At 44.6% G+C, this 25,086-nt stretch carries 22 protein-coding genes and 1 pseudogene; 18 read left to right on the forward strand and 5 right to left on the reverse strand.

Features of this window, described 5'->3' with window-relative positions; translation table 11 throughout:
* Positions 1–30: 30 nt before the first annotated feature.
* From BA724_RS12660 to BA724_RS12680, 5 genes are all read left to right on the forward strand, one after another.
* Positions 31–1,557 carry a methylmalonyl-CoA mutase family protein gene (locus BA724_RS12660; RefSeq protein ID WP_069939016.1) on the forward strand — a complete coding sequence of 509 codons (1,527 nt, stop codon included), beginning with the start codon at positions 31–33 and terminating at the stop codon, positions 1,555–1,557.
* Positions 1,554–3,737, forward strand: a complete 2,184-nt coding sequence (gene scpA / locus BA724_RS12665; RefSeq protein ID WP_069939017.1) for a methylmalonyl-CoA mutase — start codon at positions 1,554–1,556, stop codon at positions 3,735–3,737. The genes BA724_RS12660 and scpA overlap by 4 nt, the downstream gene beginning before the upstream one ends.
* Positions 3,734–4,816 (forward strand): methylmalonyl Co-A mutase-associated GTPase MeaB, encoded by a 1,083-nt coding sequence (meaB, locus tag BA724_RS12670; RefSeq protein WP_069939018.1) that lies wholly within the window; start codon positions 3,734–3,736, stop codon positions 4,814–4,816. The genes scpA and meaB overlap by 4 nt, the downstream gene beginning before the upstream one ends.
* A 204-nt stretch (positions 4,817–5,020) precedes the next feature.
* On the forward strand, positions 5,021–5,458 hold the full coding sequence (locus BA724_RS12675) for a BrxA/BrxB family bacilliredoxin (RefSeq protein ID WP_069939019.1): 438 nt from the start codon (positions 5,021–5,023) through the stop codon (positions 5,456–5,458).
* A gap of 214 nt (positions 5,459–5,672) precedes the next feature.
* Positions 5,673–6,659 (forward strand): aromatic acid exporter family protein, encoded by a 987-nt coding sequence (locus BA724_RS12680; RefSeq protein ID WP_069939020.1) that lies wholly within the window; start codon positions 5,673–5,675, stop codon positions 6,657–6,659.
* On the opposite strand, the gene prli42 is transcribed toward BA724_RS12680, so the two are convergent.
* A complete protein-coding gene (gene prli42, locus BA724_RS18645; protein ID WP_169818549.1) occupies positions 6,652–6,747 on the reverse strand; it encodes a stressosome-associated protein Prli42 in 96 nt (31 codons plus the stop codon). The genes BA724_RS12680 and prli42 overlap by 8 nt on opposite strands.
* 136 nt (positions 6,748–6,883) lie before the next feature.
* On the opposite strand from prli42, the gene mce reads away from it, so the two are divergent.
* From mce to BA724_RS18880, 6 genes and pseudogenes are all read left to right on the forward strand, one after another.
* The gene (gene mce, locus BA724_RS12685; RefSeq protein WP_069939021.1) at positions 6,884–7,294 is read left to right on the forward strand and encodes a methylmalonyl-CoA epimerase; all 411 of its coding nucleotides are present in this window, start codon (positions 6,884–6,886) and stop codon (positions 7,292–7,294) included.
* Positions 7,291–8,841 carry an acyl-CoA carboxylase subunit beta gene (locus tag BA724_RS12690; protein WP_069939022.1) on the forward strand — a complete coding sequence of 517 codons (1,551 nt, stop codon included), beginning with the start codon at positions 7,291–7,293 and terminating at the stop codon, positions 8,839–8,841. The genes mce and BA724_RS12690 overlap by 4 nt, the downstream gene beginning before the upstream one ends.
* Before the next feature lie 90 nt (positions 8,842–8,931).
* Complete coding sequence (locus tag BA724_RS12695; protein WP_069939023.1) at positions 8,932–10,050, forward strand: M20/M25/M40 family metallo-hydrolase; 1,119 nt, start codon at positions 8,932–8,934, stop codon at positions 10,048–10,050.
* A gap of 30 nt (positions 10,051–10,080) precedes the next feature.
* Positions 10,081–11,490 carry an NADP-dependent phosphogluconate dehydrogenase gene (gndA, locus tag BA724_RS12700; RefSeq protein WP_069939024.1) on the forward strand — a complete coding sequence of 470 codons (1,410 nt, stop codon included), beginning with the start codon at positions 10,081–10,083 and terminating at the stop codon, positions 11,488–11,490.
* Between the two features lie 576 nt (positions 11,491–12,066).
* Positions 12,067–13,782, forward strand: coding sequence for a sensor histidine kinase (locus tag BA724_RS12705; protein WP_069939025.1), 1,716 nt, complete (start codon positions 12,067–12,069; stop codon positions 13,780–13,782).
* A 638-nt stretch (positions 13,783–14,420) separates the two neighbouring features.
* A pseudogene (locus BA724_RS18880) lies at positions 14,421–14,606 on the forward strand (gluconokinase); the annotation flags it as partial.
* Between the two features lie 398 nt (positions 14,607–15,004).
* Here BA724_RS18880 and zwf read toward each other — a convergent pair.
* Positions 15,005–16,504 carry a glucose-6-phosphate dehydrogenase gene (zwf, locus tag BA724_RS12710; RefSeq protein ID WP_069939026.1) on the reverse strand — a complete coding sequence of 500 codons (1,500 nt, stop codon included), beginning with the start codon at positions 16,502–16,504 and terminating at the stop codon, positions 15,005–15,007.
* Between the two features lie 128 nt (positions 16,505–16,632).
* Between zwf and rnz the strand changes: the two genes are divergently transcribed.
* The gene (gene rnz / locus BA724_RS12715; RefSeq protein WP_069939254.1) at positions 16,633–17,550 is read left to right on the forward strand and encodes a ribonuclease Z; all 918 of its coding nucleotides are present in this window, start codon (positions 16,633–16,635) and stop codon (positions 17,548–17,550) included.
* Here rnz and proC read toward each other — a convergent pair.
* Positions 17,547–18,362, reverse strand: coding sequence for a pyrroline-5-carboxylate reductase (gene proC, locus BA724_RS12720; RefSeq protein ID WP_083256219.1), 816 nt, complete (start codon positions 18,360–18,362; stop codon positions 17,547–17,549). The genes rnz and proC overlap by 4 nt on opposite strands.
* Positions 18,363–18,524: 162 nt before the next feature.
* Here proC and BA724_RS12725 point away from each other — a divergent pair, with 162 nt between their 5' ends.
* Both BA724_RS12725 and BA724_RS12730 read left to right on the forward strand, forming a co-directional pair.
* A complete protein-coding gene (locus tag BA724_RS12725; RefSeq protein ID WP_069939028.1) occupies positions 18,525–19,490 on the forward strand; it encodes an MBL fold metallo-hydrolase in 966 nt (321 codons plus the stop codon).
* A complete protein-coding gene (locus BA724_RS12730) occupies positions 19,480–20,256 on the forward strand; it encodes an SDR family NAD(P)-dependent oxidoreductase (RefSeq protein ID WP_069939255.1) in 777 nt (258 codons plus the stop codon). Before BA724_RS12725 ends, BA724_RS12730 begins: the two co-directional genes overlap by 11 nt.
* A gap of 9 nt (positions 20,257–20,265) precedes the next feature.
* On the opposite strand, the gene BA724_RS12735 is transcribed toward BA724_RS12730, so the two are convergent.
* Together BA724_RS12735 and BA724_RS12740 are read right to left on the reverse strand one after the other, a co-directional pair.
* Complete coding sequence (locus BA724_RS12735; protein WP_083256220.1) at positions 20,266–21,243, reverse strand: alpha/beta hydrolase; 978 nt, start codon at positions 21,241–21,243, stop codon at positions 20,266–20,268.
* Positions 21,192–22,115: an aldo/keto reductase gene (locus BA724_RS12740; RefSeq protein ID WP_069939029.1), complete on the reverse strand. Its 924-nt coding sequence runs from the start codon at positions 22,113–22,115 to the stop codon at positions 21,192–21,194. The genes BA724_RS12735 and BA724_RS12740 overlap by 52 nt, the downstream gene beginning before the upstream one ends.
* Before the next feature lie 67 nt (positions 22,116–22,182).
* Here BA724_RS12740 and BA724_RS12745 point away from each other — a divergent pair, with 67 nt between their 5' ends.
* From BA724_RS12745 to xerD, 4 genes are all read left to right on the forward strand, one after another.
* The gene (locus BA724_RS12745) at positions 22,183–22,728 is read left to right on the forward strand and encodes an NUDIX hydrolase (protein ID WP_069939030.1); all 546 of its coding nucleotides are present in this window, start codon (positions 22,183–22,185) and stop codon (positions 22,726–22,728) included.
* A 48-nt stretch (positions 22,729–22,776) separates the two neighbouring features.
* Positions 22,777–23,406 (forward strand): stage II sporulation protein M, encoded by a 630-nt coding sequence (spoIIM, locus tag BA724_RS12750; RefSeq protein WP_069939031.1) that lies wholly within the window; start codon positions 22,777–22,779, stop codon positions 23,404–23,406.
* Positions 23,407–23,461: 55 nt separating this feature from the next.
* The gene (gene fur, locus BA724_RS12755) at positions 23,462–23,947 is read left to right on the forward strand and encodes a ferric iron uptake transcriptional regulator (protein ID WP_069939032.1); all 486 of its coding nucleotides are present in this window, start codon (positions 23,462–23,464) and stop codon (positions 23,945–23,947) included.
* A 226-nt stretch (positions 23,948–24,173) separates the two neighbouring features.
* Positions 24,174–25,064 carry a site-specific tyrosine recombinase XerD gene (gene xerD, locus BA724_RS12760; protein ID WP_069939033.1) on the forward strand — a complete coding sequence of 297 codons (891 nt, stop codon included), beginning with the start codon at positions 24,174–24,176 and terminating at the stop codon, positions 25,062–25,064.
* Positions 25,065–25,086 lie beyond the last annotated feature (22 nt).

Raw genomic sequence — 25,086 nt, forward strand, 5'->3', positions numbered from 1 at the left:
ACCGATTTCAAAGAAAAGGGGTGGGGGATCTTGAAAAATCAGACATTTCCGCCGGTTTCATTCGCAGACTGGACATCAGCTGCGGAGGCGTCGTTAAAGGGGAATCCTTTATCAAAGCTGAAAACAAAAACGGCGGAAGGAATTGAACTAAAGCCTTTATACACAAAAGAAGACCGAAAAACGGTTTTATCTTTACCAGGCGAAAAACCTTTTACAAGGGGATTTCAACCCGACCCAGCTTTTCCAAAAACGGATATAAAGATGGGCGTTGATCCGATCTCTGCAGGAGCAGCAGCGGGGATATTTCCAGCGGATTCCGTTTTTTCAGAAATACATAAGCAAGAAACGATCACGATTAATACCGTTCCATATCACTTAGCGGGAGCAAATGCCGTTCAGGAGCTGGCACTGGCGCTTTCCGAAGCTGCTTACCTTATTGGGATGGCAGAAAACAAAAATGAAGCTGCTGTAAAATGTGTTATTCATTTTGCCGCAGGGCCCGTTTTTTTTACCGAATTGGCTAAAATTCGCGCATTCCGTACCCTTTGGTCCACATTTATGAGCGCGTATAACCTGAGTGAACATGCCAAGCCGAAGCTGAGTGTTGAAACAAGCGACGCAATGCTGTCTGTGCTGGACCCCCATGTCAATATTTTACGGATAGGGAGTGCCGCTTTTTCAGCTGTCATCGGAAACATTGATTATTTGACTGTCAAGCCGTTTGATGAAGTGGCGGGCAGCACAACAGAACTCTCAAAACGAATAGCCTGCAACATTTCAAGGCTTTTAAAGCATGAAGCACTGCTCGATAAAGTGATGGACCCGGGCGGCGGTTCTTATTACATTGAAGCGCTCACAGAAGAAATTGGCCGGCGGGCATGGGATGTATTTGCCGATATGGAAGAAGCAGGCGGCATTAAGCAGGCTCTCCTCTCCGGAGTGATTCAAAAAGACATTGCGGCTGTTAAGTCGAAAAAAGAACAGCATATCGCGACGCGGCGCCAGCAGATGATTGGGACGAATATATATGCAAATCCTGAAGAACAGATTGCCCACTTGAAAAATGAAAAGACAAAACCTACTTTTAAAGGAACACCGATTGAGCCGCTTGAACAAAAAAGAATGGCAGAACCGTTTGAAGCGCTTCGTCTTGCTTCCATGCAGCTCAGACAAACTGAACAGTCTGTTGCGGCGGGGCTAATTTGTCTGGGCGAGTTAAAAAAACATAAACCACGTGCTGATTACGTCGCCGGTGTGCTGGCTGTGGCGGGCATCGAAACCATTCGTTCCGAAAGCTGTAAAACCATAGAAGAAGCCATTCAATTTATGGAACGCCACCCGCTCCCATACTACTGTATTTGTGGACCCGATGAATTATATGAACAGGTTGGGGAAGAATTTGGGCTGCAATTTAAAGAAGCGGCAGGTGGTGCTGTGGTTGACATTGCCGGAACATGGAATATGGCTGGGATCGACGGCCGAATCGCAGCAGGAGACGATATCGTCAAAAAATTAACAGACATGCTTTTACTGTATAAAGGAGGTGGCGTGAAATGACATTAAAAGACATGAATCCATTTAACGGCTCACCGAAAACGTCGGGAGAAAACGAGCGAAAAAAAGCAGAGCGGGATGCAAAGCAATCTTACGAGGATTTGTCCTTTGAAACGAATGAATCCATTCGGCTAAAAGCGCTTTACACAGAAAAAGATACAGAGGGATTAGCTCACATCGAGGACTTTCCCGGCGTGGTGCCGTTTACCCGTGGCCCTTACCCGACAATGTATGTGTCACGTCCGTGGACGATTCGTCAATATGCCGGTTTTTCAACAGCGGAAGAAAGCAACGCATTTTACCGCCGTAATTTAGCGATGGGGCAGAAAGGGCTGTCGGTCGCTTTTGATCTGCCGACGCACCGCGGCTATGATTCCGATCATCCGCGCGTTGTCGGGGATGTCGGTAAAGCAGGGGTGGCCATTGATTCCGTTGAAGATACCAATATTTTATTTGACGGCATTCCACTGGATCAAATGTCGGTTTCGATGACGATGAATGGCGCCGTTTTGCCGATCATGGCTTTTTACATTGTCAGTGCAGAGGAGCAGGGTGTGTCAAAAGAACAGCTTGCCGGAACGATTCAAAATGACATTTTAAAAGAATATATGGTGCGCAATACGTACATTTATCCTCCTGAAACATCGATGCGGATTATTGCTGATATTTTTGAATACACATCTCAACATATGCCGAAATTCAACTCGATTTCAATTTCCGGTTATCATATGCAGGAAGCGGGTGCGCCGGCTGATTTGGAGCTTGCATATACGCTGGCTGATGGACTTGAATATGTCCGAACAGGTCTCGCTGCCGGAATTGATATTGATTCGTTTGCGCCGCGCCTGTCGTTTTTCTGGGCGATTGGCATGAATTACTTTATGGAAGTGGCAAAAATGCGCGCCGCCCGCCGGATTTGGGCGCAGCTGATCAAGCCATTTGAACCGAAAAATCAAAAATCGCTCGCACTGCGCACCCATTCGCAAACATCAGGATGGAGTTTAACGGAGCAGGACCCGTTTAACAATGTGACACGCACATTGATTGAAGCACATGCTGCGGCAATGGGCCACACGCAGTCGCTTCATACGAATGCACTTGATGAAGCGATTGCTCTGCCGACCGATTTCTCGGCACGGATTGCCCGGAATACACAGCTTTTTTTGCAGGAGGAAACGGGCATAACAAATGTCATCGATCCGTGGGGCGGCTCTTATTACGTTGAAGCTCTGACGAATGAATTAATGGAGCGCGCTTGGGCACATATTGAAGAAATTGAATCACTCGGCGGCATGACAAAAGCGATTGAAACAGGGCTTCCGAAAATGAAAATTGAGGAAGCAGCGGCACGCCGGCAAGCGAAAATCGATTCCGGTGAAGAAGTGATTATCGGGATGAACAAGTTCCGTCTCCAAAAAGAAGATCCGATCGATATTTTGGATATTGACAACACAGCCGTTCGATTGAAGCAAATTGAACGCATTAAACGTGTGCGTAAAAGCCGTGATGAAGAAAAAGTAAAAGCAGCACTTGACGCGATTACAGCTTCTGTCGAGTCAGGAGAAGAAAACCTGCTTGAACTGGCTATTGAAGCAGCGAGGCTGCGGGCGACACTAGGGGAAATTTCTGACGCCGTTGAAGCAGTCAGCGGCAGACATAAGGCGGTGATTCGTTCCGTGAGTGGTGTATACAGTTCGAACTTTTCTGATGCTGAACAAATTGAAACCGTTCAGCAAATGACGGCTGAATTTGAAGAGCAGGAAGGACGACGGCCGCGTATATTGGTCGCGAAAATGGGCCAGGACGGACATGACCGGGGAGCAAAAGTGATTGCGACAGCTTATGCGGATCTTGGATTTGACGTTGACATCGGTCCGCTGTTTCAAACGCCAGAGGAAACGGCGAAGCAGGCGGTAGAAAACGATGTGCATGCTGTCGGGTTCAGTTCCCTTGCGGCAGGACATAAAACGCTGCTGCCGGCTCTTGTGGAAGAGCTGCAAAAACGCGGACGCGAAGACATTGTCGTATTTGTCGGCGGTGTGATCCCGGCACAGGATTATGAATTTTTAAAAAAACATGGTGCCGCTGCTATTTTTGGACCGGGCACAGTAATTCCGGTTTCTGCACAAGTAATCTTGGAAAAGGTGTATGAGCGTCTTGGCTACGAGGAAGTGGTGGAATGACCGATGAAAACATGCATGTGCGAAAAGGCGTGGACGGTTCTCATGATGGCATGACGGCACCGCCCCGCAGGATGTTTCGAAAAAAAGCCGGCCAGCCGCCGGATTTAGCGGCAATTGTCACAGGTATAACAAACGGCTCAATGAATGAACTGGCAAAAGCGATTACGTATATTGAAAGCAATTCTCCCGTCCATTACAGCTATGGACAGGAGCTGCTTCAATCGCTGCTGAAGCGAACAGGGCGAGCAATTCGAATTGGCATTACTGGTGTACCGGGTGCTGGGAAAAGCACCTTTATCGAATCGTTTGGACTGATGTTATGTGAACAGGGCCACCGGGTCGCCGTTTTGGCAATCGATCCAAGTTCGTCGGTTTCAGGAGGCTCGATTTTAGGAGATAAAACGAGAATGGAACAGCTTTCCAGGCACTCGAACGCGTTTATTCGTCCTTCTCCTTCCGGTGGCACACTCGGCGGTGTTCATCGGAAAACACGTGAAACGATGCTGTTATGTGAAGCGGCTGGTTATGATGTTATTTTAATTGAGACAGTTGGTGTAGGCCAAAGTGAATTTATTGTTAGAGGAATGGTTGATTTTTTCATGCTGATTGCCCTGACAGGAGCGGGTGACGACCTTCAAGGGATGAAGAAGGGGATTATGGAGCTGGCAGATGCCGTTGTGGTCAACAAAGCGGACGGAGAAAACAAGCTGCCTGCGGAAAAAACAAAAAAAGACTACGATCAATTTTTGCACATGCTGAAACCATCGACAAAAGGATGGCAGTCAAAAGCATTTACATGTTCCGCGTTAAAAAATGATGGGATCGACGACATATGGAACGTGATTAAAACGTTTCAGTCTTTGACAGAAGCATCAGGGGTTATGGCAGAACGCCGGCGTAGCCAGGCGAAGGACTGGGTACACACATTAATTAGTGAGCAGATGAATCAATATTTTTATCGTCATCCGTACGTCAAAAAACATCTTGCGGATTGGGAGAACAAAGCGATGGATGGTGCTGTAACGTCTGCCAAGGCAGCAGAAAAACTATTTGAAGAAGTATTTAAGCATACAAAATAAAAAAAGAACCAGCCGAATAAAATCCGGCTGGCCAATACAGGGAGTTTAGGGGTATGGATCCAGTTGCCTTATTAATATACCCCGTATTTTTTAAAAATAAACAATCTTTTCACCTGTTCTTAAAAAATGGCCAATCCCTTTTATTGAAATAAACGGTTTTTTCCCTTATGATTAAGCTACTAATCATAGAAGGAGAGAATAACAATGGGAATGGATTTTAATTTTTTAATGAACGATGTTGTTCGTCAAGCACGCGATGAAATTAAAGCGGCTGGTTATACAGAACTTACAACACCCGAAGAAGTCGATACAGTATTAAACGAAAAAGGAACAACACTTGTGATGGTGAATTCTGTCTGTGGCTGCGCTGGCGGTATTGCACGCCCCGCAGCGGCCCACGCCATTCATTATGATAAGCGCCCGGATCGTTTAGTAACTGTGTTCGCAGGGCAGGATAAAGATGCGACAGCACAGGCACGCAGCTTTTTCACAGGCTATCCGCCATCCTCACCATCTTTTGCATTAATTAAAGATGGACAGGTTCAGGCCATGGTGGAACGCCATGAAATTGAAGGACATCACCCGATGTCTGTCGTTGAACATCTGCAAACACTTTTCGATCAGCACTGTGAAGAAGTGTAAAGATGACCTGAAGCCCTGCCGCACGCGGCGGGGCTTTCTTTAATTCAGAAGAGAGAAAGTATATGGTTTTGGATGTTGTCCAGCTTCAGGCGCCATTGGCTCGCGTTCATAAGCCAAGCCCTTCTGGAGGCAAAAAGCGCCTCCGCCAGTGCACGTCTTATGCTGGTCGCCGATCAGCGGGCGCCTTCCGCTTTCCTAATTCGAGGTGAAAAGAATGATAAAAATCGGGTATCGAACGGCCAAAACGGCAATCGGCATAGCGGTTTCCATTTTAATCGCGGAATGGATCGGTCTTCATAATGCCGCTTCGGCCGGCATCATTGCTATTCTTTGCATTCAAAACACAAAACAGCAGTCGCTGAAAGCTTCATGGACACGGCTTGTGGCAGGGGTGGTCGCACTTTTTTACTCAGCTTTGTTTTTTGAACTGCTGTCCTACCATGCCGTTGTAATTGGTCTCATCTTAATTGTATTTATTCCGACGACAGTAGCGCTTAAAACGCAGGAAGGCATCGTATCAAGCACTGTTCTCATTTTACATATGTATGCTGCAAAAGAATTGTCGACGGCAATCATTTTAAATGAAATAGGTCTGGTCGTTATCGGAGTTGGTGTTGCACTCGTATTGAATTCCTACATGCCGAGTGTGGAAAATGAACTTTTGAAAATGCAGCAGCAAACAGAAAAACTGTTTGAACGTATTTTGAAGGAAATTACGGCGTATTTACGGACAAACGACCATAGCTGGGATGGAAAAGAATTAACCGAAACAGCAGACTTGCTTAAAAAAGCAAAATCGCTTGCCTATAAAGACGTTCAAAACCATTTTACCCGCCATAACAGCCTGTTTTATCAATATTTTACGATGCGTGAAAAGCAGTTTGAAATTATTGAGCGGCTCATTTCCGTTGTTATTTCCATTTCACATCGGCCGGAACAGGCCGAAATGATTGCGGAATTTATGGAAGAAGTAAAAGAGAATATTCATCCAGGCAATACAGCCAAGCTGCATTTAAGCCATTTAAACGACTTGAAGCGGGAGTTTGAAGAGATGCCGCTGCCGAAAACACGTGAAGAATTTGAAGCGCGTGCGGCCCTGTTGCAGTTTGTCCGTGAAATGGAGCGGTATTTGCTTATCAAAGCACGGTTTCGGGGCATGAAAAAAAGAGCAGCAAAGAAGTGCCGCCCTTCTGTTACATAAACATTGTCAAGCCAAACAGTAATGTTGAAATTAACATCGTGAACAGCATTAAATACACAATGATCTTTTGAAATGTTTTATTGCGCATGAAACTCTCCTTTAGGGGTTGTTATAAACTATTGTAACGGCATTTCAGCGGATTATCAACTGACTCATTGCAGAGCAAGTACTATTTGTGTCAAAGAAAGGACAGCATACATATTTTCTTCAAAGGGGATGGAGAGATGAAAAAAGTAGATCATATCGGCATTGCCGTTGTATCACTGCAAGAATCGCTCGTTTTGTACACAGAACAGCTTGGCATGATACATATGAAAACTGAAATGGTAGCGTCTCAAGGGGTGACGGTGGCATTCCTTGACGCCGGCAATATCAAATTGGAATTGCTAGAACCGACTGGTCCGGACAGCCCGGTGTCCAAATTTATTGAAAAACGGGGCCAGGGGATCCATCATATTGCGTATAAAGTAGAAGATATTGAAGAGCGGATTGCTGAAATAAAAGATAAAGGTATTCAAATGATTAATGATGTCCCAAAACCGGGTGCAGGCGGGGCAAGTGTTGCATTCATGCATCCGAAATCAACAGGCGGCGTGTTAATGGAACTGTGTGAAAAAAAGGAGGAAATATTGTGACGGATATTTTTGACAGCATTCATGAATTGCAGGACAGAAGACGGGAAGTGGAACTCGGCGGCGGTGACGAACGAATTGACAAGCAGCATGAAAAAGGAAAGTTAACCGCACGTGAACGGATTGAATTGCTTATTGACGAGGGGACATTTGTTGAGTTAAACCCATTTATGGAGCACCGGAATACGGATTTTGGACTGGACGGAGTAAAGGGGCCTGGAGACGGAGTCGTCACGGGTTACGGAAAAGTAAATGGCCGGCCAATTTATTTGTTTTCGCAAGATTTTACTGTTTTTGGCGGTGCGCTCGGTGAAATGCATGCGCAAAAAATTGCCAACGTCATGGACTTGGCTGCGAAAAATGGCGCGCCTTTTATTGGCTTGAATGATTCAGGCGGAGCCCGCATTCAAGAAGGGGTGTTGTCTCTTGACGGGTATGGCCATATTTTTTACCGGAATGCCATTTATTCAGGAGTCATTCCACAAATTTCGGTTATTTTAGGTCCATGTGCAGGCGGAGCGGTTTATTCGCCGGCGATTACCGATTTTGTGTTTATGGTCGATAAAACAAGCCAGATGTTTATTACTGGTCCAAAAGTGATTGAAACCGTCACTGGTGAGAAAATTTCAGCAGAGGACTTAGGCGGCTCGAAAGTACATAATACAGTAAGCGGCAATGCACATTTTCGTGGAAGCTCAGAAGAAGAAGTGATCGAAATGGTCCGGGGGCTTTTGTCTTATTTGCCGCAGAATAATGAACAAAAAACGCCGGTAGTTCAAGCGGGTGATGAAAGCGATTACCTAGAAGACATTACGGACGTTGTACCATTTGACGGGCTGCGTCCATATGATGTCCGCAAGGTGGTTGAACAAGTAGTAGATGAAGATTCATTTATGGAAGTGCAAAAAGAATTCGCCAAAAATATTGTCGTTGGTTTTGCGCGCGTCAAAGGGGAAACGGTGGGCCTTGTGTGCAACCAGCCGAAATTTATGGCGGGGGGTCTTGATATTGATTCATCGGACAAAGCAGCCCGGTTTATCCGTTTTTGCGATTCATTTAACATTCCGCTGATTACGTTTGAAGATGTTTCCGGTTTTTTCCCGGGGGTGAAGCAGGAACTTGGCGGCATCATCCGTCACGGAGCCAAAATTTTATATGCATACTCGGAAGCGACCGTACCGAAAATAACCGTTATTTTACGAAAAGCGTACGGCGGCGCTTACGTGGCACTTAATTCGAAATCGATTGGCGCGGACCTTGTTTTTTCATGGCCAAATGCTGAAATTGCCGTGATGGGCCCTCAAGGAGCGGCGAATATTATTTTTGCGCGTGATATTGCGTCAAGTGACGATCCAGAAGCGACTCGTGCAGCGAAGATTGAAGAGTACCGTGAGAAATTCGCTAATCCGTATGTTGCAGCAGCGCGTGGCATGGTTGATGATGTCATCGATCCGCGTGAAACACGCATTAAAATCATTCAGGCACTTGAGATGATGCGGACGAAAAAAGAAGAACGGCCAAAGAAAAAACACGGAAACATTCCATTATAAGAGGCAGCGGCCGGAAGCATAATCGCTTCCGGCTGATTTTTTGGGTTAAAACGTTTATAATTGAATAGGCAGAAAATTTGGAGGTGCAGCGTGGTTAATGAAGAGCGTTTATTGAATGAATTTTTAGAACTCGTTCAAATTGATTCCGAAACGAAACATGAACAAACGATTGCCAAAACGTTAACAGAGAAATTTACTGCGCTTGGCGTCCTCGTATATGAAGACGACGCGGCAGCGAAAACAGGCCATGGAGCCGGCAATTTAATTTGCACATTACCGGGCAATAAACCGGGCGTCGATCCGATTTACTTTACGTCGCATATGGATACGGTTGTACCAGCCACTGGCGTAAAACCCGTCGTAGAAGAAGGCATTGTGAAAACAGACGGGACGACAATCTTGGGTGCCGATGACAAAGCGGGACTGGCTGCGATGTTTGAGATGATCCGCCAGCTGAGAGAGAGAAACATTCAGCATGGAGAGGTTCAATTTATTATTACAGTCGGTGAAGAATCCGGACTCGTCGGTGCAAAGGCACTCGATTCATCGCTTATTAAGGCGAAATATGGATTTGCGCTCGACAGTGACGGTGATGTCGGCAATATTATTATCGCTGCACCGACACAGGCAAAAGTGACAGCGCATGTGTACGGAAAAACAGCACATGCCGGCGTCGCACCGGAAAAAGGCGTTTCCGCAATTACGATGGCAGCAAAATCAATTTCCCGCATGCCGCTTGGCCGGATTGATGCGGAAACAACGGCAAACATTGGCCGTTTTGAAGGCGGAAAAGCGACCAATATTGTGTGTGACTACGTACAGATTTTAGCGGAAGCCCGTTCGCTTGAACCCGCCAAAATGGATAAGCAGACGGCGAAGATGAAAGCCGCATTTGAAGAAGTGGCTGCCGAAATGGGCGGACGTGCAGAAGTTGAAATCGAGGTTATGTATCCGGGCTTTAAATTTGGGGCGGAGGATCATGTTGTCAAAGTAGCCCAAAGGGCGGCAGCGAAAATCGGCCGTCCATCTGAGCTATTAACGAGCGGTGGCGGAAGTGATGCCAATGTTATTGCCGGTTTTGGCATTCCGACGGTAAACCTCGCAGTTGGATATGAAGACATTCACACGGTTAATGAAAAAATGCCGGTTAAAGAACTTGTGAAACTGGCTGAAATGGCAACAGCGATTGTGGAAATTGTCGCAGAGTAAAAAACAGCAGAGAAAGTAGGACGTACGTTTATGACAAAGCAGCAAATTGGTGTAGTGGGACTTGCCGTAATGGGCAAAAATTTAGCGTGGAACATTGAAAGCCGCGGTTATACTGTTTCGGTTTTTAACCGTTCACCGGAAAAAACGGATGAAATGGTAAAAGAAAGCGTGGGCAAAAACATTGTCCCGACATATTCGGTAGAAGAGTTTGTGGCATCACTTGAAGTGCCGCGCAAAGTCCTGCTTATGGTTAAAGCGGGGGAAGCAACGGATAAAACAATTGATTCATTGAAGCCTTATTTAGAAAAAGGCGATATTATTATTGATGGCGGCAACACGTTCTTTAAAGATACGCAGCGCCGCAACACAGAGCTTGCTGAGCTTGGCTTCCACTTTATCGGCACAGGCGTTTCAGGCGGGGAAGAAGGGGCACTAACAGGTCCTTCGATCATGCCAGGCGGGCAGAAAGAAGCTTATGAGCTTGTTGCTCCGATTTTAAAAGACATTTCAGCAAAAGTGGAGGGTGAAGCATGCTGCACATATATCGGCGGTGACGGAGCCGGCCATTATGTGAAAATGGTTCATAATGGAATCGAATATGGAGATATGCAATTAATTGCAGAAGCATATTCTCTTTTGAAAAATGTGCTCGGCTTGTCAGCAGAAGAGCTTCACCACGTGTTTTCTGACTGGAATAAAGGCGAACTTGACAGCTACCTGATCGAAATTACAGCGGACATTTTCACGAAAAAAGACAGCGAGACAGGCAAGCCGCTTGTCGATTTGATCTTGGATGAAGCCGCACAAAAAGGAACGGGTAAATGGACAAGTCAGAGCGCGCTTGACCTTGGTGTCCCACTTCCGCTTATTACCGAGTCTGTCTTTGCCCGCTTTATTTCTGCATTGAAAGAAGAGCGTGTAAAAGCAGCTGATGTCTTAAACGGTCCTGAACGCACGTTTGACGGCGACCGCGACGCGTTTATTGAATCAGTCCGCCGGGCGCTTTATATGGGCAAAATTTGCTCATATGCGCAAGGTTTCGCTCAAATGAGATCTGCGTCTGAAGAATACGGCTGGGACTTGAAATACGGTGACATCGCCATGATTTTCCGTGGCGGCTGCATCATTCGTGCCCAGTTCCTGCAAAAAATTAAAGAAGCATACGATCGCAATGCCGCACTTGATAACCTGCTTCTTGACCCTTATTTCAGCGAAATTACAAATGAGTATCATTCCGCACTTCGCGAAACGGTTTCAAATGCTGTTTTGAATGGAGTACCAGTACCGACATTATCTTCTGCAATGGCCTACTATGACAGCTATCGCAGTGCTGTGCTGCCAGCCAACTTAATTCAAGCGCAACGTGACTATTTCGGGGCCCACACATATCGTCGTTTGGATAAAGAAGGCACATTTCACACAGAGTGGATGGAGAAGTAATTAAGAATTTATTTTACAATTAATGATACAGAAGAGTGAAGAACCTTTTAATATCAATGATTTGTGCCGCTATATTGGATTAGTACAGTTTATACTCAAATCGGCTAATACAGCCTTTTGGGTGGTGAATGAGCGGCAAACTTTATTAAAGCACAAGAAAAGCACCGTTTTGCGCGGTGCTTTTTTATTATACCGTTAAAACAAAGTTTAACCGTTTGTAATAAAGTTTTACTGTTTTGAAGAAAGTTGAATTGCTTATAAAAAACATGAACCGAAATAACTTAGCTTAATAAAGAAAGGTTTTCGGTTTTTATAGTTGTACTAAAGGGGCAGGTTAGTGTTATAAGAAATTGAGCTGGTTCGTCATAGTTAAAAGCATTAGAAGAAGTAGGAAAAGTATTAACTCGTTCTTTTGCAGCAGCTGGATTTCGCTGGAACATCAATAAAATGTAAGGGATTTCCTGAGAAATTTAAAACAAATACATGTTTTTATTAATCAAATATATTAAAATAGGAGAAAATGCCCGGATATTAGAATCGCTTTAAAGTATCCAGTTAGCGATAAAGGAGTTTGTCATGGAAGTTAAATGGTTTTCAGTAAAGAAGAAGCTGATATTGTTTTCGCTCCTTCTTTTATTAATACCCCTTTCTATTATTATATTTTTTGCGAACGGAAAGGTCCGAGAAACGACTGAACGGGAGTATGTGAATTCCAGTCTGAGGGAAATCGAAAAATTGGATAATGCGATCTCGATGTACTTTAAGGGAATAAAGGAAGATTTGAATACGCTGGCGACCGACCCGCGGGTACTGAAAGCAGACAGCAGCATAATGACATATAAAGATATTAAAGGGAAGGGCCCACCCGTCCAGATGACCCCAAGCAAAAATGGGGCAGTGGAAAAGGAGATCTATGAAGTCTTCTCCCACTTTGGAAAAAACCATCCGGATGCAACGTATGTGTATATGGGCACTGAGGAAGGCCGTTATGTCCAGTATCCTGAAGGGCCCACGCTCCCCGGATATGATCCAAGAATGCGGCCTTGGTATGTAACGGCCCTGGAGGACCCTGGCGAAATATTGATGACAGGTGCTTATATATCATCGGGATTAACCCATAAAATAGTCAGCAATGTCGTCACGATTGAACGCAATGGCAAAAGAATCGGGGTCATGGGGCTGGATGTCAGTTTGGATGGGCTGACGAGCCTGATTCAGGATGTGAAAATAGGCGGAAGTGGGTATGTGATTCTGACGCAAAGCGATGGCACGATTATTGCGCATCCTAAAAAGCCCGAATTGAATCTTGAATCAATTTCTGAATTGAACATTCCCGAGTTGGGAGCGATCGGGCAGGATGGCGCCTTTGAGGCAAAGGTAGACGGCGAAGAATCCGTTTTACATGTTATCACTTCGAAAAATAATAACTGGAAATACATATCTATCATTGAAAAAAAAGATTTGGCGGCATCTGCGGATCAAATTGGCCAGAATCTTTTGATCATAGGTTCTCTTGTTGTTATCATCGCGATCATCATTTCTGTATTTATCATCATCCGTTTTACGAATAATTTTAGGAAATTGGCGAAAGAGATGAGGAAGTTGGAAAAATTGAAGACAGTCAGTGAAATAGCCGCGAGCATCTCTCATGAAGTGCGCAACCCTTTAACTGTAATCAAGGGGTTTCTGCAGCTGTTAAAGGAGAGTAATCTTAATGAGGAAGATAAGATGATGTATCTCGCGATTTCGCTGGATGAGCTGGAGCGTGCCGAACATATTATTACCGATTATCTGACCTTTGCGAAGCCGTCGCTCGAGAACGTAAAGGTATTGGATTTGGCTAAAGAATTGGATTATGTTTTAACGGTTGTAAGCCCATATGCAAATATGAATAATGTACATATTGAAGTATTCTGGGAAGAAAATTTGTGTATTTCTGGAGAGGCCGCCAAGCTTCATCAATGCTTGATTAATGTAATTAAGAATGGGATTGAAGCGATGCCTGAAGGGGGACAGCTCAGTGTCTCTTTAAAGAAAACGGGCTCCAAAGCATGGCTAAGTGTTACCGACAGTGGAACAGGGATGAGCGAGGAGCAACTGGAGAGGCTGGGAACGCCTTTTTACACAACAAAAGACAAAGGCACAGGACTTGGCACCATGGTCGTCTACAGCATTGTTAAAGCCATGAGCGGAGAGATTAAGGTGAAAAGTGAAGAGAATAAGGGCACTAGTTTTACAATTGCCCTTCCAATCGCGCAAAATAGTCAGCCTAAGGATGGAATGAAAGAATAATAAAATATAATTGTTTGGTATTAAACTAAGAGTCTCTATTAGTCCTGGATACTGTTGATATTCAGATTTTGAAGGATTGTACTTAAACGAAACCAGCTAATAGCTTGTTAATATCTTTCAATTAAATCTTAAAATATTTCATGCTATACTAAATTTACGCATACCAAATAACCTTCCGACTTCATCGGTTGGAAAGTATTAGTATTATTAGTTATATTTTTGGTTTAGGCTATATCTTGGAAATTCCATTTGTTTTTCAAAAGTGCATATATCCAGTGTGAGTCCTCCATGTAGTGTCACAGCTTCGCTTGTTATACGAGATCATAGTCCCAACGAGCCTCAATCATGTTTCTACAAGTAGGGGGCTAACGGGGTTTGTCGGGATCAAGTCCCACGGGGGCTTCCGTCCTACCCCGGCTACGGTTATCATATATTGATATAAAAAATGGTCAGCCAGAAATATCTGGCTGACCTTATAATACGAATGGGGGCTTTTGTTCAATATCTCGGCTGTCATTTCGGCAGCCTTTTCTTATTCAGCTAAAGAAGCAGTTTAATTTAAGAAGGACTTCAAGATCTTAATATTGAATTACATATGTACATATAAAAGTGGGTGAAATTAATAAAAAAAATTTTATATTATAGATGGAGCAGCAGGAGTAGGTAAATCCACAACTTCAAAGAGACTAGCTGAACAGTTTGACCATAGTGCTTATATTGAAGGTGATTTAATCAATCATATGGTTATTGGGGGATACTTTTCACCGTGGGAAAGCAAAGAAGCTCTATCGTTAATTTGGGAAAATATAGCCGATTTAAGTATAAAGAAAACGAAAAGGTGAAAACAAATAAGCAGCCTTGTTTTTTCCTAATCAGGATAAACAAGGCCGCTTACATTATTTCTTCACTCATTCAAGTAATAATCCTTTCTTTGATTTATTATTTCTTCTTTTTTACCCGGCATATCTATAAAAATATGCTTTCGCCTTTCACTATGTCACTGGAATCACCCTCTTTTAGAGAAGATGTGTTGCTAAGTCCTATTATAAGAAAGAAAAATGATTTTGTAAATACTAAATTTTTAGAATATTTAAAATATGTTTATTTTTTCTCTGGAGAAAACAAATATACAAAAGAGGGAGGCAGTTTAAAGGAAAGCAAAGGATTTAAAATAAGTGTCCGTAAAGAAAAAGCAGATGCTATCGCATCTGCTCCGTTCTTATTAGTTGCATATATCCACATCAAGCATATTCAAAGGCCACCAGAAGAAGCCATCCTGCTCAAGCAGTTCATCGGATGCTTTCGGTCCTTTTGTATTGGCCGGGTAGTTCGGAAATTCGGCTTTCTCGTTACGCCATGCTTCTGAAATAACATCGATAAAGCTCCATGAAAGAGACACTTCGTCCCAATGGGTAAAGTTTGTTGAATCGCCGCGCATCGCGTCATGAATCAATTTTTCATACGCTTCCGGTGTATTCATAATATCTACGCCACTGTTCGCGTAGCTTAGCTTAACCGGCGTTGTCTGCAATTGATGACCAGCCCGTTTTGCATTTAAGTGGAGGGTAATACCCTCTTCCGGCTGAATATGAATCACGAGCAAATTGGGTTCCATTTCTTTATCATCCGGGCGATAATAAAGATTCATTGGAATGTCTTTAAACTGAACAACGATCTTTGTTGATTTCAGCGGCATCCGTTTGCCGGTGCGAATGTAAAATGGCACACCTGCCCAGCGGAAGTTATCGAACATAATTTTTCCGGCTACATACGTTTCAGTATTTGATTCCGGGTTTACATTTAGTTCTTCACGATAGCCCGGGAGCTGTTCATCTTCATTTGGTCCGTATTGTCCGCGAACAAAATAATCATTAACTGTTTCCGGCTTCAAGGGGCGCATCGAACGAAAAGCCCGTACTTTTTCACGGCGGATTTCATCATCCTGCAAGCTGATCGGAGGCTCCATGGCAAGGAGTGAAACCATTTGCAGCATATGATTTTGAACCATATCTTTCAACGCGCCGCTTGTTTCGTAATAGCCGCCGCGTTCTTCTACACCAAGTGTTTCGCTTGAAGTAATTTGAATGTTTGAAATGTAGCGGTTGTTCCAAAGCGGTTCAAACAGCGCATTAGCAAAACGGATAGCTTCAATATTCTGAACCATTTCTTTGCCTAGATAATGATCAATCCGGTAAATGTCTTTTTCGTCAAATGACCGGCGGATTTGTGCATTAAGTTCTTGCGCAGAAGGCAGATCATGGCCAAACGGCTTTTCAATAACAAGACGTCCAAAGCCATTTGTATCGGTCAAACCGTCCAATTTCAAGTGATCGGCAATGGTGCCGAAAAATTCTGGCGCCATTGCAAGATAAAAGAGTCGGTTGCCGCCAAGAGAATATTTTTCATCAAGCTCATTAGAAAGTGTACGCAGTGCGGCATACGAATCAGAATCGGATACGTCGTGCGGCAAATAATAAAAGTGTGAAATAAATTCATCTATTTTGTCATGGATAGAAGAGGAATCCATGATGGATTTCTTGACATGTTCTCGGAAGACGTCGTTATCCCAGGGACGTCGGGCTGTTCCAATAACAGCAAAGCCAGAAGATAAATGTCCTTTTCGATAAAGTCGATAAAGGGATGGATATAATTTTCGTTTGGCCAAATCTCCTGTTGCACCGAACAGGATCGTCAGCGCTGATGGCGTTTCAGATTGTTTCACGTTACTAACCCCGCTTTTGAGATTCATTTTTATACTATTGCATTTTTTCACAAAACAATGAAAGTGACAAGTATTTTTGTTTATGGTACATATATGTCAAAAGAAGACGAACAAAAGGAGTGTTTCTTATCGAACTTTTATTTCTTGGAACAGGCGCCGGTGTTCCGGCTAAACAGCGCAATGTAACATCCATTGCCTTGAAAATGCTGAATGAGCGCGGTGCTGTCTGGCTGATCGACTGCGGTGAAGCGACCCAGCATCAAATTTTACATACGACGCTTAAGCCGCGCCGCATTGAAAAAATTTTCATTACTCATTTACACGGTGATCATATTTTTGGTTTGCCTGGGTTACTCGGCAGCCGCTCATTTCAAGGCGGCACAGGACCGCTCACCGTCTATGGGCCGGCCGGGATTCGCGCTTTTATTGAAACGGCACTCCGTGTCAGCAGTACGCACCTCCAATATCCTCTTTTTATAGAAGAGATAGAAGAAGGCATCGTATTTGAAGACAGCCATATGGCCGTTACAGCCGGAAAGCTGGATCACGGCATTGACTCATACGGTTACCGATTTGCAGAAAAAGACAAAGCTGGAGAACTGCTTGTTGAAAAACTGCGTGCAGATCATATTCCGCCTGGTCCGATCTATAAACAAATAAAGGAAGGACAGACCGTAAAGCTTCCGGATGGGCGGATCATTGACCCGGTTCCTTACATCAGTGACCCGCAGCCTGGAAAAATAATCACTGTCCTCGGTGATACAAGACAGTGCCCGGAAGCGGTTTTACTTGCGAAAGAAGCAGACGTGCTCGTGCATGAAGCGACGTTTAATGCGGAAAATGAAAAGATGGCACGTGATTATTTTCATTCAACGACGGTTCAGGCGGCCGAAACAGCCGTGCAGGCCGGTGCAAAAAAACTATGCTTAACCCATATCAGCTCCCGCTACATAAAAGAAGAGGAGCAGCAGCTTTTAAAGGAAGCATTTGCACGTTTTGAGTCTGTCATCATCGCGCATGACTTTTTAGAAGTGCCAATCGATTAATGAATGTACGCATCTCCGAGCCGTTTGGACTGAACGGCTGCTTCTTTTACGCCGGCGGCAATCGCTTGCTTTACCCGAAATTCATCAAATGTCCGTAATGCCGCTTCTGTCGTGCCGCCAGGGCTTGTGATTGCTTTTCTAAGCGCAGCTGCCTGGCCATCATTTTTTGAAAGCATACTGGCTGCGCCAAGAAGCGTTTGAATAAGCAATTCCTTTGCGGTTTCATGGTCCAGCCCCAGCTCTTCGCCAGCTTGCTGGATAGCTTCCGCAATATAATAGAAATAAGCAGGTCCGCTTCCGGAAACGGCTGTTACAGCGTCCATTTGTGCTTCATCGACCGTAATAGCTGTACCGATTGCTGAAAATAGATGAAGCGCGGATTTATGCTGTTTATCTGTCACAAACTGATTTAATGCGATTGCTGTGGCAGATTTCCCTACGGCTGCTGACGTGTTCGGCATAGAGCGGATAATCGCACACGGCTTTCCAATCGTTTCTTCCATAAAATCGATGCTGACACCTGCAAGCAAGCTGATAACGACTGATTTTTCATGAATGAAAGATCGAATGCTTTCGAGCCCGGCTTCTGCATCTTTTGGCTTCATCGCCAGAACAATGATGTCTGCATCCTGTAAAGCGGCTCCTGCTTCGTAACCGGCTTGAACACCAAATTCTTCAGCGAGCTGCCGCAACCGGGCATCGTTTGCTTTGTTTGTGACATATGTATGGTCCGCTTGCAGCGCCCCGCTTTTTAATGCTCCGGCGATAATGGCCTCAGCCATAGAGCCTGCGCCGACAAAAACTGCTTTCAATCTAATTCCTCCCTGTTGCCTAAACATTTTGACTTTTCAAGTGATTATGCGGAATAATCATGCATCTGTCAAGAGAAGAGCAGAAAGTGAATGACAATTCATTAGTGAAGCGGTACACTGGATAAAAGAAATGGCAACTTAAAAATGCGTGGGGTGGACAACATGGGAATCCAATTATACGAAGATATTATAAAAATTACAGTGCCGACCCCTTTTCCAATCGGCGATGTCAATACATACATTGTCAAAGGCGACCGTTTGACAATGGTAGATGCCGGCATAAACACACCGGAAGCAAAAGCGATTTTTGAAGGCGGTTTAAATGAAGCAGGTTACAAACTGTCTGATATTGAGCAGGTAATCCTGACCCATCACCACCCTGATCATATCGGCCTTCTGGATTTATTTCAAGTGGACATTTACGGGCATGAATACGGGAAAAACTGGCTGTCGTACAATGAGCCGTTTATGAAGTGGCGAAAAGAATTTTTTCTCGAATTATTTAATGAGTTTGGTGTCCCGATGGAAATGCGCCGGCTTGCGAACAATTTGGAAAAAACGCTTCGTTTCAGTTCACAAAACAGTAAACTAAGCGGGTTTTTAAAAGAAGGCGATACGCTGCCGGGATTGCCGGATTTTCATGTATTTGAGACACCAGGCCATGCCCAAAGCCATCTCGTTTTTTATCGTGAAAAAGATGGACTGCTGTTAGCCGGTGATCATATATTAAAAACGGTTTCGTCTAATCCATTAATTGAACCGCCAATGGAACAGGGGGGGGAACGGGCGAAGTCATTGCTTCAATACAAACACTCATTGAAGAAAATGATGGAACTGGATCTTGGGCATGTGATGACCGGCCATGGAAATGACATTGCATCGCTTCATCCATTGCTCGAGCGCCGTTTTGAGCGGCAGCGCGAACGCGCAGAGCTCGTTTTGTCCATGCTGCGTAATCAGCCTATGACTGTTTTTGAGGTATGTGTTCAGCTGTTTCCTGAAGTGTATAAAAAAGAAACCGGCTTAACGCTGTCTGAAACAGTTGGTCAATTTGATTATTTGTTTGAGCAGGGAAGCATTCACGTAGACCGGGTGGAAAATGGAGCGATTTATTATTATGGATCGTAAGAAGCAGAAAGTAATTGTGATTACCGGTGCCACGTCCGGACTCGGCTTGGAACTGGCAAAAATAGCAGCATTAGAAGGTTTTCACATTGTACTCATTGCCAGGCGGCTCGACCGTTTAAAAGGGCTGCAGCAAGAACTTGGCCAGCAGGCAGGCTCCGTACGAATTTTCCAAGCTGATGTAACGGACCGGCAGGCAATAGAAGTTGTATTTAACCAAATTGGCAAAGTCGATGTACTCATTAACAATGCGGGTGTTGGCTATTTTACATGGGCACATGAAGCAAAGCCGGATGAGACGAAGCAGATGATCGATGTAAATGTGACTGGACTTATTACATGCTGTGAACAGGTAATGCCGCAAATGATGGCACGCAAAAGCGGGCACATCATTAATATCGCTTCGCAGGCAGGCAAAATGGCGACACCAAAATCAGCGGTTTACGCGGCGACAAAACATGCTGTCCTCGGTTATACAAACAGCCTGAGGATGGAAATGGGCCGGTTTGGTATCTTTGTCACCGCCATTAACCCGGGACCAATTGCAACGCCATTTTTCGAACAGGCCGACCCGGGCGGAACGTATGTGAAGAACGCAGGCAAGTTTATGCTTAATCCAGAAGACGTCGCCCGGAAAATAATGGACGTTGTTGGCCGTCCGGTGCGCGAAGTAAATATGCCCCGCTGGATGGCAGCCGGCAGCCGAATTCATTCACTGTTCCCAAAAACAGTTGAGCGAATTGGCCGAACCGCTTTTTTTAAAAAATAAAAGGAGCCGTCAAAGGCTCCTTTTGTGTTCGGGATTTAATTGAAACTCAGACAAAAAGCGGTCAATGGCGTTTTCGTATTCTTCCGGGTTTTCATTATACGACTGGGCATGTACACCGTTTTCCGCCATAAACAGCTGCTTCGGCCCTTTTTTTGCATCAAATAATGCGTTTGTCATGTCCGGTAAAATAAAATCATCCTTTTTGCTGTGAATGAACAAAATAGGTTGTTCAATATTTTTAACGGCTTCAAGCGGAGACAGTTCCGCTATTTTATAACGGCCGCGCAGCCAGACTGCCCATTCAGCAATCGTCATAAAAAACGGCGGTGAAAAGCCAAGTTCACGCTTTATTTGATGCTTTACTTGTTTACGGAAGTCTGAAAAAGGACAGTCCGCGACATAAAAAGACGCTTTGTCTTCTAATGTGCCGGCGTACAATAACAGAGTAACCGCGCCCATTGATTCACCGTGAATGCCGAAGCGGACGTCCGCTCCCTCGCGGCGGATCAGTTCATCAACGACTGCTTTTAAGTCATATTTTTCAAAATGTCCGTAGCTTGTAATTAATCCTTCCGATTCCCCATGACGGCGATGATCAAAAAGAACAGCATTAAAGCCCCGTTTTAAAAATACATTCATGTATTTGACCGAATTGACTTTATGTTCGGTTACACCGTGGCAAAAGATAACGTATGGCTGGCCGGGATTCGGAGTAATAAAGACACTTTTCAGGCGGGTGCCATCAAGAGATGAGACCCAGACTTCTTCTTTCGGAAGCTGGCTGTAAACATCTTCATCGTACCGGCCGGCTTTTGTTTCTCGCTCTGTAATGGCTTTTTCTGCTTTTTTAGCGATATATAAAATTCGCTGTGACAAATAAAGACCCGTTCCGGCCGTTACAAAAGCGGCGGAAAGACCGGCAGCAATCCCTCTTTTTATAGCCGATGTGCGTCGTAGTCGGCTGTTTTTGATATATCTTGTATCCATTTGTATTCTTCCTCCGTAAGCGCGGCTTCCTGTACCGCCCGAGCATTTTCTTTCAGCTGTTCCACGGAGCTTGCACCAGCAACAACAGTAGCCGCAGCGGGATGCTGAAGCACGTAACGAAAAGCAAGACCGTTTAATGTGCGTTTATCCGTCAAGCTTTTTTCAAGCGTTGACAACACGGTTTTTAGTTCAGTGTCAGTGTACCAATTGAGTCCTTTTTTTGATGCTTTCGACAGCTTGTCACCCCAGTTCCGACTTAACAGGCCAAACGAAACAGGACCGCGGGCGGCGACAGTCACGCCATTCTCTGCTAAAATAGGAAGCGCCTGAACTTCAGGGCGGCGGTCCAATATGCTGTACTGCATCATCACACTTGAAAGGCCGGATCGTTTGACATACTGGTCAATGACAGTCGGGCGGATGGAGGAAATCCCATATGCGCGGATAAATCCTTCTGCTTTTAATTCTTCAAAAGCTTCAATTGTTTCATCAATCGGATCGTCAAGTGTACCGCCATGCAGCTGATACAAATCAATATAGTCAGTACCGAGCCGTTTTAAACTTTGCTTTGCTGCTTCTTTTATGTATGGCTTAGAAGGATCCCATGTCCAGCTGTCTTTTGACTCTGTCCAGCGGTTTCCTGCTTTTGTGGCGATGATTACTTGATCACGGACAGCATGGAGTGTTTTGCCGACAAGCTGTTCATTTACGCCAAAATCATATAAATCGGCTGTGTCAAAATAAGTAATTCCCTCATCAAGTGCTGTCTTTAAGATGGCTTCCGCCTGCTTTTCTTCAATTCCGATCGACATGCAGCCAAGACCGAGCTCACTGGCAAAAATGCCGGATTGGCCAATTTCACGTTTATTCACAGTGAATCACCTTCCTTTTTCATACAGTGTATCACAGGGAAGGAAAAAATAGAAAAGAGGGACTTGCATGCATAAATTTGAAGAAAAAACGACCAAAACAGAATCGATCTTTCAGGGAAAAGTAATCAGCCTTCAGGTAGATGACGTTTTGCTGCCCGATGGCAATGAAGCAAAACGGGAGTTAATTAAACATCCTGGCGCTGTTTGTGTGATTGCCATAACGGACGAAAAGAAAATTATTTTAGTCGAGCAATATCGAAAAGCACTGGAGCGCCCGCTCGTGGAAGTGCCGGCGGGCAAGCTGGAGGCTGGGGAAGAACCCTCCTATTGCGCCGAACGAGAACTTGAAGAAGAAACGGGCTATCGTCCGGGCAGCATCACACACATTCAGTCTTTTTACACATCACCAGGCTTTGCGGATGAACTTGTTCATGTATTTTTGGCGGAAGGGCTGAAGAAGGTCGAAGGAGGACTTGTAGCAGATGAAGACGAGTTTGTCGAGTTAATGGAAGTAACGCTCTCTGAAGCGGAACAGCTGGCAAAAGACGAGCGAATTTTTGATGCGAAAACGCTCTGGGCGCTTCAATATATCCGTTCAAACGGTCTGGCATAATCACAGGCTCCCTTTCATATAGTGCGAAAAGGGAGGGGGCCTCCATTTATGTGGACTGCCATCATCGATCACATTCGAAAAAGAGCGGCATTGTATTTGTTTTCAGCCGTGTTGTTTATGACGGGGACGGCTTTTGGTGCCATAACAGTCAACAGTATGGAGCCAGTTCAAAAATCCGAATTGTATTCCTATGTAAAAGAGTTTTTTGGCCAATCTTCAGCCGGCACTGTGGCGAATCCGGCCGATCTTTTCTTTGAAAGTTTGATTCACAATTTAAAGTTTACCGGTGCGATGTGGGTGGCGGGCATTTCGATTATCGGATTACCCCTCATTTTTATTCTTCTTTTTTTAAAAGGGGCAGTGACTGGGTTTTCAGTGGGATTTCTTATTCAGCAAATGAAATGGGACGGGCTTTTCTTATCAATTTTGGCAATTTTGCCACAAAATGTTATTCTTATCCCTGTTTTTTTGTTTACCGCGGTCATGTCGGCGTCCTGCTCCATCCGTCTCGTTAAAAAAATCACTACACGCCAGACAATGCCTATACCGGTAGCAAAGAGTTTTCTTGTTTATGTAGGCTATGCAGGCGGGGGAGCAGCCGCCATTTTGCTAGCTTCGTTAACAGAAGCATTTATTTCGAGCCAATTGATGAATATTCTTATAAATAAATTCTTTTGATTCATCCACGCCTTTTGTTATAATAAGGAGTACATCGGCGAGGGAGGGGACAAAAATGGAAAGCCGGATTGACCGAATAAAAAAACAGCTGCATGCAGCAAGCTATAAATTAACACCGCAGCGCGAAGCTACTGTACGTGTTCTTCTTGAACATGAAGAGGACCATTTAAGCGCTGAAGACGTGTACCTCCTCGTTAAAGAAAAAGCACCTGAAATTGGGTTGGCTACAGTCTACAGAACGCTCGAACTATTAAATGAACTCAAAGTGGTTGATAAAATAAATTTTGGGGACGGGGTCTCCCGCTACGATCTTCGCCAAGAAGGCGCAGCGCACTTTCACCATCATCTCGTCTGCATTGAGTGCGGCGCGGTGGATGAAATTCAAGAGGATTTGCTCGATGATGTAGAAGCAATTGTCGAAAGTAGATGGAATTTTAAAATTAAAGATCACCGCCTGACGTTTCATGGCATTTGCAGCAGATGCCATTCGAAACAGCAAGAAGACGAGCAGGAAGATTTAGAAAAGCAGCACGCAGAATAAAGGGATTCTTCCATCAATGAAGGCTTGGTTCAACTAAACCGCTGAAAAGCACAGCGGCAAGTTTCACTGTACCTCAAGAATCGGGCTTTTGCAGGCAGCTGGATCTCCGGCCTGTTTTCTTCCGTTGCCTTAAAATCTTGAGGTGTGAGTCTTACTGCCCCGTAATGTGGGATAAAACCTTTCGATTCCAATCGGAAGGTTTTTTTATAATGAAGGAGATGTGTGGATGAATGACCACGTAAATGATTTTTTGCATTTTTCGCTCGTAGAAAAAGGACTATCAGATAATACAATTTCCGCTTATCGGCGCGATCTGCGCCATTATACGGAGTATATGGAAAAAGTAGAGCAAATAAAGATGCCGGACATTCAGCGGCTGCATATTTTGCATTTTTTAGAACAGCTCAAAGACCAGGGGAAGTCGGCTAAAACGATTGCCCGTCATATTTCAACGATTCGCTCCTTTCATCACTTTTTAATTCAAGACCGGATCAGCATGCATGATCCGACACATCATATTGAAACGCCTAAATCCGGCCGTACACTTCCAAAAGTATTAAATATGGAAGAAACAGAGGCATTACTTGCGGCACCTGATACGACGACGCCACTCGGCATGAGGGATAAGGCGATGATTGAACTGATGTACGCATCCGGTTTGCGTGTTAGTGAACTAACGGCTTTAAATAAAGAAGATGTTCATCTTACAATGGGTTTTGTCCGCTGCACTGGAAAAGGCGGCAAAGAACGGATCATTCCGGCGGGAAGCCATGCGCTGGCAGCCATTGAGCGATATTTGCAAAGCGGCCGTCCAAAGCTTGTTTCCACTAAACGACGTGATGAAGCCCTATTTTTAAATCATTATGGGCAGCGCCTGACGCGTCAAGGGTTTTGGAAAGTCATTAAAGCATTGGCGAAAAAAGCAACGATTGAGAAAGAATTAACACCTCATACCATTCGTCATTCCTTCGCTACTCATTTGCTTGAAAACGGTGCGGACTTGCGGGCAGTGCAGGAGATGCTTGGCCACGCAGACATTTCAACCACACAAATTTATACGCATGTGACAAAAACAAGGTTAAAAGATGTATACAGCCAGTTTCACCCGCGCGCCTGAAAAAAATTTTCAGGTGCATTTT

The sequence above is a fragment of the Domibacillus iocasae genome, from assembly GCF_001750285.1.
Classification (GTDB): Bacteria; Bacillota; Bacilli; order Bacillales; family Domibacillaceae; genus Domibacillus; species Domibacillus iocasae.

Excerpts from the sequence above, each read along its gene's own strand:
- scpA (WP_069939017.1), top strand. The coding sequence starts at position 1,554 with ATGACATTAAAAGACATGAATCCATTTAACGGCTCACCGAAAACGTCG.
- meaB (WP_069939018.1), top strand. The coding sequence starts at position 3,734 with ATGACCGATGAAAACATGCATGTGCGAAAAGGCGTGGACGGTTCTCAT.
- BA724_RS12675 (WP_069939019.1), top strand. The coding sequence starts at position 5,021 with ATGGGAATGGATTTTAATTTTTTAATGAACGATGTTGTTCGTCAAGCA.
- BA724_RS12680 (WP_069939020.1), top strand. The coding sequence starts at position 5,673 with ATGATAAAAATCGGGTATCGAACGGCCAAAACGGCAATCGGCATAGCG.
- prli42 (WP_169818549.1), bottom strand. The coding sequence starts at position 6,747 with ATGCGCAATAAAACATTTCAAAAGATCATTGTGTATTTAATGCTGTTC.
- mce (WP_069939021.1), top strand. The coding sequence starts at position 6,884 with ATGAAAAAAGTAGATCATATCGGCATTGCCGTTGTATCACTGCAAGAA.
- gndA (WP_069939024.1), top strand. The coding sequence starts at position 10,081 with ATGACAAAGCAGCAAATTGGTGTAGTGGGACTTGCCGTAATGGGCAAA.
- BA724_RS12705 (WP_069939025.1), top strand. The coding sequence starts at position 12,067 with ATGGAAGTTAAATGGTTTTCAGTAAAGAAGAAGCTGATATTGTTTTCG.
- BA724_RS12725 (WP_069939028.1), top strand. The coding sequence starts at position 18,525 with ATGGGAATCCAATTATACGAAGATATTATAAAAATTACAGTGCCGACC.
- BA724_RS12730 (WP_069939255.1), top strand. The coding sequence starts at position 19,480 with ATGGATCGTAAGAAGCAGAAAGTAATTGTGATTACCGGTGCCACGTCC.
- BA724_RS12735 (WP_083256220.1), bottom strand. The coding sequence starts at position 21,243 with ATGGATACAAGATATATCAAAAACAGCCGACTACGACGCACATCGGCT.
- BA724_RS12745 (WP_069939030.1), top strand. The coding sequence starts at position 22,183 with ATGCATAAATTTGAAGAAAAAACGACCAAAACAGAATCGATCTTTCAG.
- spoIIM (WP_069939031.1), top strand. The coding sequence starts at position 22,777 with ATGTGGACTGCCATCATCGATCACATTCGAAAAAGAGCGGCATTGTAT.
- fur (WP_069939032.1), top strand. The coding sequence starts at position 23,462 with ATGGAAAGCCGGATTGACCGAATAAAAAAACAGCTGCATGCAGCAAGC.
- xerD (WP_069939033.1), top strand. The coding sequence starts at position 24,174 with ATGAATGACCACGTAAATGATTTTTTGCATTTTTCGCTCGTAGAAAAA.